The sequence below is a fragment of the Mesorhizobium sp. B2-7-1 genome, from assembly GCF_006440735.1.
Classification (GTDB): Bacteria; Pseudomonadota; Alphaproteobacteria; order Rhizobiales; family Rhizobiaceae; genus Mesorhizobium.
In genome coordinates this window covers 1-14,268 of sequence record NZ_VFUA01000096.1, presented here as the reverse complement: position 1 = coordinate 14,268, position 14,268 = coordinate 1, and the positions used below count along the sequence as shown (strand labels likewise).

The 14,268-nt window shown below is 65.4% G+C and carries 12 protein-coding genes and 2 tRNA genes; 6 read left to right on the top strand and 8 right to left on the bottom strand.

Annotated features, from left to right (window positions below):
• Positions 1 to 134 precede the first annotated feature (134 nt).
• The 4 genes from FJ471_RS26900 to FJ471_RS26885 form a co-directional block, all read right to left on the bottom strand.
• Positions 135 to 1,277, bottom strand: coding sequence for a slipin family protein (locus FJ471_RS26900; protein WP_140807750.1), 1,143 nt, complete (start codon positions 1,275 to 1,277; stop codon positions 135 to 137).
• A 353-nt stretch (positions 1,278 to 1,630) separates the two neighbouring features.
• Positions 1,631 to 1,700: transfer RNA gene (locus FJ471_RS26895), tRNA-Met, on the bottom strand.
• A 2-nt stretch (positions 1,701 to 1,702) separates the two neighbouring features.
• Positions 1,703 to 1,776: transfer RNA gene (locus FJ471_RS26890), tRNA-OTHER, on the bottom strand.
• Between the two features lie 207 nt (positions 1,777 to 1,983).
• Positions 1,984 to 2,532 (bottom strand): histidine phosphatase family protein, encoded by a 549-nt coding sequence (locus FJ471_RS26885; protein ID WP_140807749.1) that lies wholly within the window; start codon positions 2,530 to 2,532, stop codon positions 1,984 to 1,986.
• Positions 2,533 to 2,694: 162 nt separating this feature from the next.
• On the opposite strand from FJ471_RS26885, the gene FJ471_RS26880 reads away from it, so the two are divergent.
• From FJ471_RS26880 to FJ471_RS26870, 3 genes are all read left to right on the top strand, one after another.
• Positions 2,695 to 3,645, top strand: a complete 951-nt coding sequence (locus tag FJ471_RS26880; protein WP_140807748.1) for an AEC family transporter — start codon at positions 2,695 to 2,697, stop codon at positions 3,643 to 3,645.
• Positions 3,646 to 3,809: 164 nt separating this feature from the next.
• Complete coding sequence (locus FJ471_RS26875; RefSeq protein WP_140807747.1) at positions 3,810 to 5,267, top strand: NAD-dependent succinate-semialdehyde dehydrogenase; 1,458 nt, start codon at positions 3,810 to 3,812, stop codon at positions 5,265 to 5,267.
• A gap of 57 nt (positions 5,268 to 5,324) precedes the next feature.
• Complete coding sequence (locus FJ471_RS26870; protein WP_140807746.1) at positions 5,325 to 6,350, top strand: aldose epimerase family protein; 1,026 nt, start codon at positions 5,325 to 5,327, stop codon at positions 6,348 to 6,350.
• 45 nt (positions 6,351 to 6,395) lie between these two features.
• Here FJ471_RS26870 and FJ471_RS26865 read toward each other — a convergent pair whose 3' ends face one another.
• Positions 6,396 to 7,313, bottom strand: coding sequence for a sugar kinase (locus FJ471_RS26865; RefSeq protein ID WP_140807745.1), 918 nt, complete (start codon positions 7,311 to 7,313; stop codon positions 6,396 to 6,398).
• Positions 7,314 to 7,471: 158 nt separating this feature from the next.
• Between FJ471_RS26865 and FJ471_RS26860 the strand changes: the two genes are divergently transcribed.
• Positions 7,472 to 7,915, top strand: coding sequence for a FixH family protein (locus FJ471_RS26860; RefSeq protein WP_140807744.1), 444 nt, complete (start codon positions 7,472 to 7,474; stop codon positions 7,913 to 7,915).
• Between the two features lie 7 nt (positions 7,916 to 7,922).
• Complete coding sequence (locus FJ471_RS26855; protein WP_140807743.1) at positions 7,923 to 9,128, top strand: cytochrome c peroxidase; 1,206 nt, start codon at positions 7,923 to 7,925, stop codon at positions 9,126 to 9,128.
• Here FJ471_RS26855 and FJ471_RS26850 read toward each other — a convergent pair.
• Complete coding sequence (locus tag FJ471_RS26850; RefSeq protein ID WP_027167193.1) at positions 9,125 to 9,577, bottom strand: Lrp/AsnC ligand binding domain-containing protein; 453 nt, start codon at positions 9,575 to 9,577, stop codon at positions 9,125 to 9,127. The genes FJ471_RS26855 and FJ471_RS26850 overlap by 4 nt on opposite strands.
• Before the next feature lie 160 nt (positions 9,578 to 9,737).
• Here FJ471_RS26850 and putA point away from each other — a divergent pair, with 160 nt between their 5' ends.
• Entirely contained in the window at positions 9,738 to 13,346 is a 3,609-nt protein-coding gene (gene putA, locus FJ471_RS26845; protein ID WP_140807742.1) for a bifunctional proline dehydrogenase/L-glutamate gamma-semialdehyde dehydrogenase PutA, read from the top strand.
• Positions 13,347 to 13,535: 189 nt separating this feature from the next.
• Here putA and FJ471_RS26840 read toward each other — a convergent pair whose 3' ends face one another.
• Entirely contained in the window at positions 13,536 to 13,850 is a 315-nt protein-coding gene (locus FJ471_RS26840; RefSeq protein WP_140647668.1) for an antibiotic biosynthesis monooxygenase, read from the bottom strand.
• Between the two features lie 52 nt (positions 13,851 to 13,902).
• The coding region (locus FJ471_RS26835) for a TonB family protein (RefSeq protein WP_140807741.1) at positions 13,903 to 14,268 on the bottom strand (366 nt) is incomplete at its 5' end.

Sequence of the window (14,268 nt, the reverse complement as noted above, 5' to 3'; positions counted from 1 at the left end):
TGGGTAAGGGGTCGGGGAAACGCAAGAAGGGCCACCGGTCGAACCGGCGGCCCTTCCCACTTTACGTTGCGTCAGCTTCTATTTCGATGCGTGCCGTTGTCCCAAAACCGGAACCACTTTTGGGGCGACATGCATCAGTCGCGGAGCTTGACCAGGTCGTTGAGCAGCCCGCCCGTACCGTTATGGACGGTGAGGCGCTCGACCTTGCCGGCGATGGCTTCGAGAGCCTCGAGCTCCTTCAGCCGCAGCATCACCGGGTTCTCGGCCATCACCTTGGCGGTGTTGAGCAGCGAACGCGTGGCGTTCGTCTCCTCGCGGCGCCTGATGACGTTGGCCTCGGCCTGCTTCTCGGCCGCGACCACCTGGTTGAGGATCTCGCGCATATCGCCCGGCAGGATCACATCCTTGAGAGCGATATCGCTGACCTCGACGCCGATCGCGGCCATGTCTTCGCGCACCTTGGCCGCCGCGTCCTCGTCGACCGTGACCTTCTTGTCGAGGATCTGGTCGAGCGTGAGCGTGCCAAGCGTCTTGCGGAAGGCATACTGCAGAGCGCGGTAGAGCGCTTCCGAGAAGTCCTTCACCGTGCTCACCGCCTTGACCGGATCGACGACCCGGTATTCGGCGGCGATGTTGACGCGGATCGTCACGCGATCCCTGGTCAGCATTTCCTGCCCGGCGACATCGAGCGACTGGCGCTTGACGTCGACGACCTTCACCTGGACCATGCGGCCGACATTCCAGAAGGCGTGCACGCCCGCGGCAAGTGTGCGGGTGTAGACGCCATCCACGAACAGCAACCCGACCTGGCCGTCCACGACCGGATGCAGGAACACATGTTCCGTCTTCCGGGCCTGGCCGATCCGGCGCATCAAGCCCGGATCGACGGCGAGATCGGCCGCCGTGTCGACAGACGTCACCTTCCACGGACCGGCGTCGGTCCACAGCACGAGCTTGCGGTCCGGCGACAGCACAGAATGCAGCGCGCCGTCGCGCTCGATGACCGCGACATCCGTGCGCCCGGTGCGGACGACGGTGAAGTGACGCGCGGCCACGTCCGGGAGCTTGTCGAACAACGCCTTCTCGTAAGCCGAAACGAATTCCGGGTTCGTCAGGTCGTGCCTGGAGGTTTCCAGGTTTCCGCGCCGGTTGGCGAGCCAATGTTCGCCCGGCATCAGGATCGCCTGGATCTCACCCTTGTAGAGGGCGACGGCACGTTCATTTTCCTTCACGAGGACGCGCTGGCGTCCAAGAAGCTTTTCGAGAATGGTCTTCATTGTCTTACTCCTGTCGGGCATGGCCCCATGCGAGGCGTCACGTCATGCGTCGATCGTCCTTTCATTTCACGTTTCACGTCGTCTTCCGGGCACGAATGATCCGGGGACCGGTGGCACCGCCAAGCAACGGGCCCTCGGGAGCGGATCGCGGGGCGGCAGAGCGGGCGCCGAAGGCCGAAGCCTTCCTTGCCGGCACTGCCGCGCCTTGATCGTCACCGCGGGCCTGGCCGCGAGCCGATGGCGCAAAACTTCGCCGCCCGGCGCGGCCGAAGCCTTGCCGTCCGTGAAGTCCTGGCATTCCGGTCCCCGGACCGTTTTTCGAATAACACCGTGCAGGGTGCTGGCTTTCGAGGCCAATGGAGAAGGATTCGAACCTTCGACCGTCAGATTATGAGTCTGATGCTCTACCCAACCTGAGCTATCCGTGGTGCTGATGAAGGGACTCGAACCCCCGACCTCCGGACCCAAATCCGGCGCTCTCCCTCTGAGCTACATCCGCGATCCCAATCCACGAAACGGCGCCGTATACAGGGCGGCAAAGCCGCCTGCACGGGCGGAGACGGAAGCTCCAACCGTTGTGCTCGCTTCGGTTTTCGTGACCGGGAGCGCGCCTATAGACCCTGCGACGGGTTGTCGCAAGCGGCATTGTCGCGGCGGATTTGCGGCTTCTTCCGGGAGTTGTATTTCGGCAACACTGGTCGGCACCTTAAAAGGTGACCCGTCCCAGCACCTTGAGGCCGTCGCCATCCGGCGCCACCACCACGGCTTCGCCCTCGCGCGGTGCAACGCCTGTGAGCGCCTGGATGTTTTCCAGATGCGTGACCAGCACCAGGTTGTCGGAACCGGAATAGCCGCTTATTTCCTTCATGATCGCGGCCACCTGGGCGGCCTTTTCGGCCGGGTCGGTTTTGAGCAGGTCGAGCGGCGCGAAGGGCTGCGGCTCGGCTTCGAAAGCGATACGGGCGGTATCGAGCCAACGGCAGTAGCGGCTGGAGAGCACATGATCGATCGGGGCCGCGCGGGCCGCGAACAGCGCGCCGATGCGGCTCGCCTGCTGCTTGCCGCGCTCCGACAGATTGAGCTGCGTGGCGCAATTGCCGATGTCGAAATTGGCCGGGTCGGTCGCCCCGGTGACGAAGGCATGGCGAAGCAGCACGACATGGCCGCCGTCGCGCAGCAGCGCCCAGCCGGCATCGGTCGCGTGGGCAAGGCTCGGAGCAGACAGGAGAAAAAGCGCCAGAACAAGTCGCAGCATTGGAAGTCCTTTGGCGGCCCAGGCGAGGCCAGGGCCGTGATTGGCATATAGGGACCGCAAAGCCGGCCGGAAAACAAGCAGAGGCCCGGAGATAGGCGCGCCGCGCCGATTGCACCGCGCTCAGGGCTCGCCTATCACGGGAAAAATGTCTCCGCCCAGAAAATGACTCCGCTCACCGAAACCGTCCTCTTCGTGTTCAGCCTCGTGGCGCTCGGTTATCTGGCCGGGCTCACCGGCTATCTGAAGCCGGCGAGCGGGGAGGGCATTTCCGAATTCGCCGTCAACGTGGCGATGCCGCTGCTGCTCTTCCAGACCATGGTCAAATCGGATTTCCACGGCGTCACGCCCTGGTCGCTGTGGGGCGCCTATTTTGCCGCCGTCGCCATCACCTGGGCCGCTGGCCATCTGGTGATGACGCGGCTGTTCGGGCGAGATGCGCGCGCGGGTATCGTCGGCGGCGTGTCCTCGGCCTATTCCAATGTCGTGCTGCTCGGCGCGCCCTTCATCCTCGGCATATTCGGCGCCAGCGGCTTCGAGGTGCTGTCGCTGCTGGTCTCGGTCCACCTGCCGATCATGATGATGGCCTCGATCGTGCTGTTCGAGATGTTCGGGCGTGGCAGCGGCGAGACTGTGCATCCGCTGCGTGTCATCAAAAGCTTCCTCAGGCGGCTGTTCATCAATCCGCTGATCATCGGCATCCTGGCGGGGCTCGGCTGGCGCCTCACCGGCGCGGCGCTGCCGGATCTCATCGAGCGGCTGGTCGACACGCTGGCGGATACGGCAGGCCCGGTGGCGCTGTTCGCCATGGGGCTCAGCCTGCGCCGCTTCGGCATCTCCGGCAACATCCGGCCGGCGCTGGCGCTGTCGGGCCTGAAACTGTTCCTGATGCCGGCGCTGGTGCTGGCCTTCGTATGGCTGCTCGGCCTGCCGCCGCTGACGGCCAAGGTCGCGGTGGTCGTTGCAGCGCTGCCTTCGGGCATCAACTCCTATCTGATCGCCGTCCAGTTCAACACCGGCCAGGCGCTGGCCTCGAACCAGATGACCCTTGCCACCGCGAGCGCGGTGGTGACCACGTCGTTCTGGCTGACGGTGGTGGTGCATATTTTCGGATAGGCTTCAGCGGCTCGCCTTTGCTGGCCCAACCCCTATATGCCATCTTATGATTGCCTGCCCGCCTTTCCCTAGGTAAGAGCAATGCGCCAGTGTGCGGCTTAAGCACGCTTCAACGGATAATCCAGAAAAACGGCCCGATCAGCGCGCCGAACGGAGGCCAGACCATGCTTCAGAAAACCAGCCATTTCATGCGCCAGGCCAATCTCATCAATGGTGAATGGGTGCAGGCCGACAGCGGCCATACCATCGACGTCAACAATCCGGCGACGGGCCTCAAGATCGGCACCGTGCCGAAGGCCGGCAAGGCCGAGACCCGCCGGGCCATCGAAGCCGCCGAGGAAGCTTTCAAGAGCTGGCGCAAGACCACCGCGCTCGAGCGTTCGAAGCTGTTGCGCAAGCTGCATGACGCGATGATGGACAATCAGGACGTGCTGGCCGAACTGCTCACCATCGAGCAGGGCAAGTCGCTCACCGAATCCAAGGGCGAGATCGGCTCGGCCGCGGCCTATATCCTGTGGTTCGCCGAGGAAGGCCGCCGCGTCTATGGCGACATCGTGCCCTCGCCGTGGGGCGACCGCCGCATCCTGGTGACCAAGGAGCCGGTCGGCGTCATCGCCGCCATCACGCCGTGGAACTTCCCGTCCTCCATGCTTGCCCGCAAGATCGGTCCGGCCCTGGCGGCGGGCTGCACGGCGGTGGTCAAGCCTGCCTCGCAGACGCCTTATTCGGGCCTCGCCTGGGGCGCGCTCGTCGAGGAAGTCGGCTTCCCGAAGGGCGTCGTCAATGTCGTCACCGGCTCGGCCGGTGAGATCGGCGACGAGATCTGCGCCAATCCGTTGGTCAAGAAGATCACCTTCACCGGCTCGACCGAGGTCGGCAAGATCCTGATCCAGAAATCGGCCTCGACTGTCAAGAAAGTGTCGATGGAGCTTGGCGGCAACGCGCCGTTCCTGGTCTTCGACGACGCCGATGTGGACCGTGCGGTGGCGGGCGCCATCACCGCGAAATACCGCAATTCCGGCCAGACCTGCGTCTGCACCAACCGCTTCCTCGTGCAGGCCGGCATCTATGACAAGTTCGTCGAGAAGCTCGCCGCCGCCAGCAACAACCTCAAGGTCGGCTCGGGCCTCGAGGAAGGCGTGCAGCAGGGACCGCTGATCGACGAAAAGGCGGTCGAGAAGGTCGAAGAATTCATCGCCGACGCAACGTCCAAGGGCGGCAAGGTCGTCGCCGGCGGCAAGCGCCATGCGCTGGGCGGCTCGTTCTTCCAGCCGACGGTGATCTCCGGCGCCACGCCGAACATGCGCTTCATGAAGGAAGAGATCTTTGGGCCGATCGCGCCCGTGTTCAAGTTCGAGACCGAGGAAGAGGCGGTCGCCTTGGCCAATGACACCGAGTTCGGCCTCGCCGCCTATTTCTACACCAGCGATCTCGGTCGTGCTTTCCGCGTCATGGAAGGCCTGAAATACGGCATGGTCGGCGTCAATGAGGGCCTGATCACCACGCCCGAGGCGCCGTTCGGCGGGGTCAAGGAATCCGGTCTGGGCCGCGAGGGCGGACATCAGGGCATCGAGGACTATCTCGACACCAAATATGCCTGCTTCGGCGGCCTGGGACTCTAACGCCAATTCATGGGCAAGGGCGGCCTAAATCCACCGATCGGAAATGACATTTCGGGCATGGCGATGAAAGACGGCGAGGTCTTCGGCACGACACAGGCGGGCGAGGCCGTGCGCCGGTTCACGATCCGGGGAGGCGGCCTCACCGCCAACATCATCGGGCTGGGCGCCATCGTCCAGGACCTGCGCCTTGCCGGCCACGATGCGCCGCTGGTGCTGGGCTACGACCGCTTCGAACCTTACGAGACCGACCGCGCCTTCTTCGGCGCCGTGGTCGGCCGCTTCGCCAACCGCATCGGCGGCGGCCGCTTCACCATTGCCGGCAACCGCTACCAGACGGAGCGCAACTTTCTCGGCAAGCACACGCTGCATGGCGGCTCGGAAGGGTTTTTCCACCGGCCATGGAGCGTCTCGCTGCATGGCCGCGATTTCGTGACGCTGACCTTGCACGACCCGGACGGCGCCATGGGATTCCCGGGGGCGCTCGACGTCACTTGCACCTACCGGCTGAAGATCCCCGGCACGCTCAGCATGGAACTGACCGCGACCTGCGAGGAGCCGACGCTCTGCAACCTCGCGCAGCACTCCTATTTCAATCTCGACGATGGCGGGGCCGGCGACATTCTCGACCACCGGCTGATGCTCAACGCCGGCGCCTACACGCCCGTCGATGACGAGATGATCCCGACCGGCGTGGTGAAGCCGGTCGACGGCACGCCTTTCGATTTCCGGCAGGCGCGGGCGCTGCGCATGGAAATGGAAGGCGAGCAGCTTCGCTACGACCTGAATTACTGCCTGGCCTCCAGCCGCGGGCCGCTGCACCAGGCCGCCTGGGTGCAAGGCGCCAATTCCGGCGTCGAGATGGAAGTGTGGACCACCGAACCGGGACTGCAGCTCTATAGCGGTCAGTTCGTCGCGCCGACATCGCCGGGGCTCGATGGCAGCCGCTACAAGGCGTTTTCAGGCCTCTGCCTCGAAGCGCAGACCTGGCCGGATGCGCCCAACCGGCCCTATTTCCCGCAGGCCACGCTGTGGCCGGGGCAGATCTATCATCAGGTGACGGAATATCGGTTCCGGCTGCCTTAAGGTTCTCTGATATTGAAGTGATGTCCGCATAAGCTTCGACGGCGCTTAACTGTCGAACGCGATCCGCAACGTCTCGAATGGCGCCAGCGCGCCGCGAACCTGGACGACCGCGGCGGCGACTTTGTGCGCACGGCGCGCCGCGTCGGCGGGTGCGTGGCCGGCTAACCGCGCGGCGAGATAGCCGCCATTGAAGGAATCGCCGGCGCCCGTAGTGTCGACAGGAGCGGCCACATGCACCGCGTCAACAGTTTGTGAAGCGCCGTTCAGCGTGATCAAGGCCGGCTGCTCGCCATTCTTGACCACGACTTCGCCGGTCAGCCTGCCAAGGCGCTTGGCCGTGATCTCGGGTGTCTCGTCGCCGAACAACATCTGCTCGTCCGGAAAAGTCGGCAGCGCGATGTCGGCCACCGCAAGGGCCTCCAGGATCGCGGCCTGGGCCATCTCGCGGCTCGGCCACAGACGCGGCCGGTAGTTCGGGTCGAAGGCGATGAGCGAGCCGGCCTTGCGGGCGGTCGCGATGGCGGTCAGCAAAGTTTTCCGCGCGGCCTCGTCCAGAATTGCCAGGGTGATTCCGGAAAAATAGACAAGCGCCTGGTTTTCAAGGCTTTTCGCCAGCGCCGCCGGATCGGATGCGAGCCGGCGCGCGGCCGCATCGTTTCGCCAGTAGGTGAAAGCGCGTTCGGCCCCGGTGAGCGTTATGGCGTAAAGTCCGGGGCGCGCGCCGGCAATGACCGGACTGTTGCCTATGCCGATGCCGTTCTGGCCGAAGAAGGCGATCTGGTCGCGCGAGAAGGGGTCGTCGCCGAAGGCCGACACGTAGGTCGCGGACCGCTCCGGGCTCAAGGCGTGCAACGCCCAGAGCGTGTTAAAGGTATCGCCGGCAAAACCCATGCGCCAGTCCGGGCCGCTCTGGCCCGACAGTTCCAGCATGCATTCGCCGATCGACGCGATACCATTGGCCATGCGGACGTATCCCTTCCTAAGATGTTGTTGCTGTAGCTTTTCGCGGCCGGCAGCGCCATGCTTGGCGAGCGGCGAATTTTGCGCCAGAAGCGATTTCCCACGGGCAGGGCGGGACGCGACAAGCGGCCCGCGACGTTAGCAGCCGAAGAGGAACGGGTTTGGCATCGATATGGCGTTACATTCTTGCGGGTCTCGGCCTGGCCGCCCTGCTGGCCGGCATCGTGGCCGCGGTCTATCTGACGCTGCCGCAGTCGGCCTCCGGTCCGGACATTTCGCGCACCAAGAAGACAGCGAATGGCCTGTTCGTCGCCAGCTTCGAGCCGGAGCGCGGCGTCGTCCGGCAGGGCGAGCTGCAATCCTGGCTGCTGACGCTGAAGACCGCGGCTGGCGCGCCGGTGGAAGGGGCCGCCATCACCGTCTCCGGCGGAATGCCGCAGCACGACCACGGCCTGCCGACCAGTCCGCAGGCGACCGATTACCTGGGCGATGGACGCTACCGCATCGATGGCATCAAGTTCACGATGAGCGGCTGGTGGCAATTGCGCTTTGCCATCTCCGCGGGCGCCGGCTCCGGGGTGGTCGTCTTCAACATCGTGTTGTGAGCGGGCAATGAGGCTGACCAGCGTTGCGGGTTTGCTGGCCTTGGCGGCCTTGGCAGGGTTGGGCGGCTGCGGCAAGCCGCAGTTGAGCGACGCCGAAAAGAAGACCATCGCGTCGCTGGCGCTGAACACGCTGCCGTCCCTGAAACCCGACACCACGAACCAATATGGTGATGCGCCGGCGGCCGCAGCGCTCGGCTCGACGCTGTTTTTCGATGGCGGCATAAGCCGTGACGGCACGGTGTCCTGCTCGACCTGTCACAAGATCGACCGCCAGTTCCAGGACGACCTGCCGCAGGCGGTCGGCGTCGGCCACACCAACCGCCGCACCATGCCGCTGGCGGGCGTGGCGCGCAATCCGTGGTTCTTCTGGGACGGAAGGCGCGACAGCCTGTGGGCTCAGGCGCTGACGCCGCTCGAAAATCCACTGGAGCAGGCCGGCAACCGGGCGGCTTTCGCACATTACATCAAGAAGCGGTTCGGCGAGCGCTATGAGCGCATCTTCGGGCCACTGCCGGACCTTTCGACCGTGCCGGCCAATGCCAGCCCGCTCGGCACGGATGCCGAGAAGGCGGCGTGGAACGCCATGCCCGCCGGCGAGCAAGACGACGTCAACCGCGTCTATGCCAATATCGGCAAGGCGATCGCCGCCTTCGAGCGCTCGATCGAGCCGCAGCAGACGCGTTTCGACCGCTTTGCCATCGATCTGGCAACCGGCGCCAAGGCGGAAGGGGACGCGGCGTTCTCGCCGGAGGAGATCCTCGGGCTGAAGCTGTTCATCGGCAAGGCCAATTGCGTGACCTGCCACAACGGCCCGCGCTTCACCGACAACTCCTTCCACAACACCGGCGTGCCGCCGGTCGACGGCCTGCCGCCGGACCGCGGGCGCGTCGATGCGGTGGCGCAGGTCGAGGCCGACCCCTTCAACTGTCTCGGCAAATTCCGCGACGGCGACGAAAGCGCCTGCCGCGAGCTGCGCTTCATGGTGAAGGACGGTCCGCAGATCGTGCGCGCCTACAAGACACCGTCGCTCAGGGGCGCCGCAAGCCGGCCGCCTTACATGCATGCCGGCCAGTTCGCGACGCTCGACGAGGTGGTGGCGCATTATTCGAAGGCGCCACTCGCCGCTGAAGGCGTGTCGGAGGTCCATCCGCTCGATCTGTCCGACCGCGAGCGCGCGGCGCTGGTGGCGTTTCTCAAGACGCTGTCAGACTAGCGGTCCTTGACCGTCTCCATCGCCACGAAGGTCGACGTCTGGGCGACGTGGGGCAGGGCTGAGATGCGCTCGCCGAGCACGCGACGATAGGCGGCGATGTCGGTGGTGCGGACCTTCAACAGATAATCGAAGCTCGACGCCATCATGTGGCACTGCTCGATTTCGGGCACGGCTTGCACCGCGCGGTTGAAGGCGTCGAGCGCCGCCGAGCGCGTGTCCGACAGCTTCACCTGGACGAAGGCGACATGGCCTTCGCCCATGCGCTCGCGGTCGATGACGGCGCGGTAGCCTCTGATGTAGCCGTCCTTCTCAAGCCGCTTCACGCGCGCCTGCACGGGTGTCTTCGACAGGCCGACCTTCAAAGCCAGCTCAGACATCGAAAGCCGGCCGTCGCGCCCGAGCGCGGACAGGATGTTGCGGTCGATGCGGTCCAATTGGTCTTCGGTCATCGATTTGACAGTCAAAACGCTGGGAAAGAAGCTCATATGATAGATTGAATGGACTGGCTTGTCGATTTCTTTGGACCGACTGAAATTCGCAGCTGTGCTAGCTTGCGCCATTCGGTCCGGCGACCGCCAGACCGTTCGCCCACGCTTTCATGGATCCGACATGCCGCTCGACGCCATCCGCCAGCAGATCCGCGCCAATTATTTGCCCGACGAAGACGAGGCGGTGAAGCGCCTGTCGGCGGCGGGGGGCTTGTCAGCCGAGGAGCGCAAGGCGATCTCGGCCCGCGCGGCCGATCTGGTGCGCGCGGTGCGCGGTTCGACCGATCCCAGGCTGATGGAGGTCTTCCTCTCGGCCTACGGCCTGTCGACCAAGGAAGGCGTGGCGCTGATGTGCCTGGCCGAAGCGCTGCTGCGCGTGCCCGACACCGAGACGATGGACGATTTGATCGCCGACAAGATCGCGCCGCATGACTGGTCCGCGCATTCGGGCGGCTCCAGCTCGATCTTCGTCAACGCCTCGACCTGGGCGCTGATGCTGACCGGCCGTGTGCTCGACGAAGGCGAGGGCGGTATCGAAGGCACGCTGCGCGCCATGGTACGAAGGCTGGGCGAGCCGGTGATCCGCAAGGCGGTCGCGGCAGCGATGCGCGAGATGGGCGAGCAGTTCGTGCTCGGGCGCACCATCGCCGAGGCGATCAAGCGCGGCCGGCCGATGACGCAGAAAGGTTATCTCTACTCCTTCGATATGCTGGGCGAAGCGGCCCGCACCGAGGCCGATGCGCTGCGATACCACCGCGCCTATGCGGATGCGATCTCGTCGCTGGATTCCGGGTCGAACGGCCCCGACATCCGCTACAATCATGGCATTTCGGTCAAGCTCTCGGCGCTCCATCCGCGCTACGAGGAGGCGCAGAAGGAAAAGATGCTGCCGGTGATGGCCGAGCGGCTCTTGTCGCTGGCGCTTGCCGCGCGGCATTCGCGCATGGGCCTCAACATCGATGCCGAGGAGGCGGACCGGCTCGACCTGTCGCTCGACGTCATCGAACGGGTGCTGGCCGAGCCGGAGCTTGCCGGCTGGGACGGTTTCGGCGTCGTCGTCCAGGCCTATGGTCCGCGCGCGGCCTTCGCCATCGACTGGCTCTATGCGCTGGCGAAGAAATACGACCGCCGGATCATGGTGCGGCTGGTCAAGGGCGCCTATTGGGACACGGAGATCAAGCGGGCGCAGACGCTCGGGCTCACCAGCTATCCGGTCTTCACCCGCAAGGCCAACACCGACGTTTCCTACATGGCCTGCGCGAAGAAGCTTTTGTCGATGACCGACCGCATCTATCCGCAGTTCGCCACGCATAACGCGCACACGGTGGCCGCCATCCTGTCGATGGCGAAGGACCGCGAATCCTTCGAATTCCAGCGCCTGCACGGCATGGGCGAGGCCCTGCACGAGACGGTGCGCCAGGCCGAGGGCACGCGCTGCCGCATCTATGCGCCTGTCGGCGCGCATTCGGACCTGCTCGCCTATCTGGTGCGGCGTCTGCTGGAGAACGGCGCCAACTCCTCCTTCGTCCATCAGTTGACCGACGAGGAGGTCGAGCCGGAGGAGATCGCGCAAGATCCGCTCAAAACTGTCGAAAGCCAGGGTCCGGCCGCCAATCCGGCGATTGCCCGCCCAGCGGCAATCTTCGGCGCAGGCCGCCGCAACTCGAAGGGCTTCGACATCACCGATCCGGTGACGCTCGCGGCCCTGGATGAAGCGAGGGCCGCGTTTGCCGGAGCGGATCGTTGGCACGCTAAGCCTGTCACCCGCGCGGCCGGCTACGGCAAGCCGCGCCAGATCGTCAATCCGGCCAAGCCGGACGAAGTGGTCGGCACCGTGCATGAGGCTGCGGCCAAGCAGGTGGCGACCGCTGTGCGCATCGCCGTCGACGCGCAGTCGGCCTGGGCCAAGCGTCCGGTTGCCGAGCGTGCCGCGATCCTCAACCGCGCCGCCGATCTCTACGAGGCCAATGCACCCGAGTTCTTCGCTCTCGCCACGCGCGAGGCCGGCAAGTCTCTGGCCGACGGTGTTGCCGAGGTGCGCGAGGCGGTCGACTTCCTGCGCTACTACGCGGCCGAGGCGGCGAATGCCGAGGCGGGCACGCAGGCGCGCGGCGCGATCGTCTGCATCTCGCCATGGAATTTTCCGCTGGCGATCTTCACCGGCCAGATCGCGGCGGCTTTGGTTACCGGCAATTCGGTCATCGCCAAGCCCGCCGAGCAGACGCCGCTGATCGCCTTCCGCGCCGTCGAAATGCTGCGCGAGGCCGGCGTGCCGGAGGATGTCATCCAGCTGCTGCCGGGCGACGGCCCCTCGGTTGGCGGGCCGCTCACCGCCGATCCGCGCATCGCCGGTGTCTGCTTCACCGGCTCGACCGAGGTCGCCAAGCTGATCGAAAAGCAACTGGCCGAGACGGCTGCGCCCGACGCCATGCTGATTGCCGAGACCGGCGGCTTGAATGCGATGATCGTCGATTCCACCGCGCTCCCGGAACAGGCGGTGCGCGACATCCTCGCCTCGGCCTTCCAGAGCGCCGGCCAGCGCTGCTCGGCGCTGCGCGTGCTCTATGTGCAGAAGGATGTCGAGAAGAAGATGCTGGAGATGCTGAAGGGCGCGATGGAAGCGCTCACCATCGGCAATCCCTGGGCCATCTCGACCGATGTCGGCCCGGTCATCGACGACGAGGCGCAAGCGTCGATCAGCGATTACTGCAAGAAGAAGGGTCTGGAAGGCCGGCTGATCGCGAAATTGGAAGCGCCGGCCACCGGCCGGTTCGTCGCGCCGCATGTCTTCCGCGTCAAGGGCATCGAGGAGATGGAACGCGAGGTGTTCGGCCCGGTGCTGCATGTCGCGACCTTCGATGCCGACGAGATCGACGCGGTGATCGCCGCCATCAACCGCAAGGGCTACGGCCTGACCTTCGGCCTGCACACCCGCATCGAAGGCCGCGTCCAGCATTTCGTCGACGGCATTCATGCCGGCAACATCTATGTCAACCGCAACCAGATCGGCGCCGTCGTCGGCTCGCAGCCATTCGGCGGCGAGGGGCTGTCGGGTACCGGCCCGAAGGCCGGCGGGCCGCATTACCTGCGTCGCTTCCGCAAGGGGCCCGAGGCCGGCACCGAGCTTGGCGAGGGCCACAAGGTGACCGCGACCGAGCTCGCCGACAACCTGCCGGATCCGACGCTGGGTGGCTGGTCGACGCGGCCGGATCGTGTGGCGATCCTGAGGAAGCATTTGCGCGGCAAGGGCGCGTCGGCAATCGCCGCCGCGGCAAGTCTCGATTTCGGCCAGGTCGACTTGCCCGGGCCGACGGGCGAGGCCAACACGCTGTCGCTGTCGCCGCGCGGCCGGGTGCTCTGCCTCGGCCCGGATGGCGAGACGCTGCTGTCCCAGACGATCCAGGCGCTCGCGGCTGGGAACGCCGTGCTGGCGGTGGCGCCAGGCGCGCCGGCGGCGCTGTCGGCGCTGACCGGCAAGGGCCTGCCGTTGGCGGCGATCGATGGCCGTCCCGACCCGGTCGAGGCGCGTTCGTTGAAGGTCGATGTCGTCGCCTTCTCCGGCGCACCGGAGGCGGCGCGCATCGTGCGCAAGGTGATTGCCGAGCGGACCGGGCCGATCGTGCCGCTGGTCAGCGAGGTGCTCAACCCGGCGGCCTATGCGCATGAGCGCGCGGTCTGCGTCGACACGACGGCGGCAGGCGGCAATGCCAGCCTGCTCGCCGCCGCATAGGGCGTATCGATATTCAGGTGATGCCGGTCTGCAAACGATGGCGTCCTGCGCTTCCGGTGCTCACGTACTTCAAGTACGCTCCGCTCCGGTTCTCGGAAGCCACCTTGTTTGGTCGCTTCGCGCCCGTCTACGACTCCGACTCGGCCTGATCTGAATCTCAACACGCCCTTACCGGTCAGCGGAGATAGACTATGCGCCTTCGACGACCGAAAAGCCCTCGAATTGCGGATGGCCGAGATAGTGGACCTTCGAGCCGCCGGCATTGCGATGGGCGGCGCGGAAGTTTTCCGATTTCGTCCAGGCGACGAAATCCTCCTGGCTTGCCCAGACCGTGTGCGAGGCAAACAGCGTATAGCCCTCGGTCTCGTTGACCGGGCCGCGCAGCAGGTGGAATTCCCTGAAACCCTGCATTTCGGAAAGGCTGGAATCGCGGTTCTTCCAGACGTCCTCGAAGGCTTCCTCGGAGCCGTTCTGGACCTTGAAGCGGTTCATGGCGATGTACATTGGTTTCCTTTCATGGCGATGAGCGGGATTGATGGTCTGAAGGCGGCGGCTCTCAAAACGGGCCGATCGCGCCGGTGAACTCCAGGCGGTTTCCGACCTTCGCTGGGATGGGAGGGAAGGGCGCCGCCTTGCGCACGAAGCCAAGGACGATCTGATCGAAAGTCTCCGAGCCCGAGCTTTCGACGACACGCAGTTCGTCGATGGTGCCCCGCCTGCCGATGACGAAGGTGACGACCGTGTTGCTGCGCGCCGCCGCCTGCAGCGAAGGGGGCACGGCCCGATAGACGCGACCGAGCTTGCGGATCACATCGCTGCGGTAATTGTCTTCCGCCTTGGTGCCCGCCTCGTTCTGCCTCTTGCCCTGGCTGATTGCTGGCTCGGGCCGGGTTTGACCATCCGCTGCGCCGCTCTTTTCAGC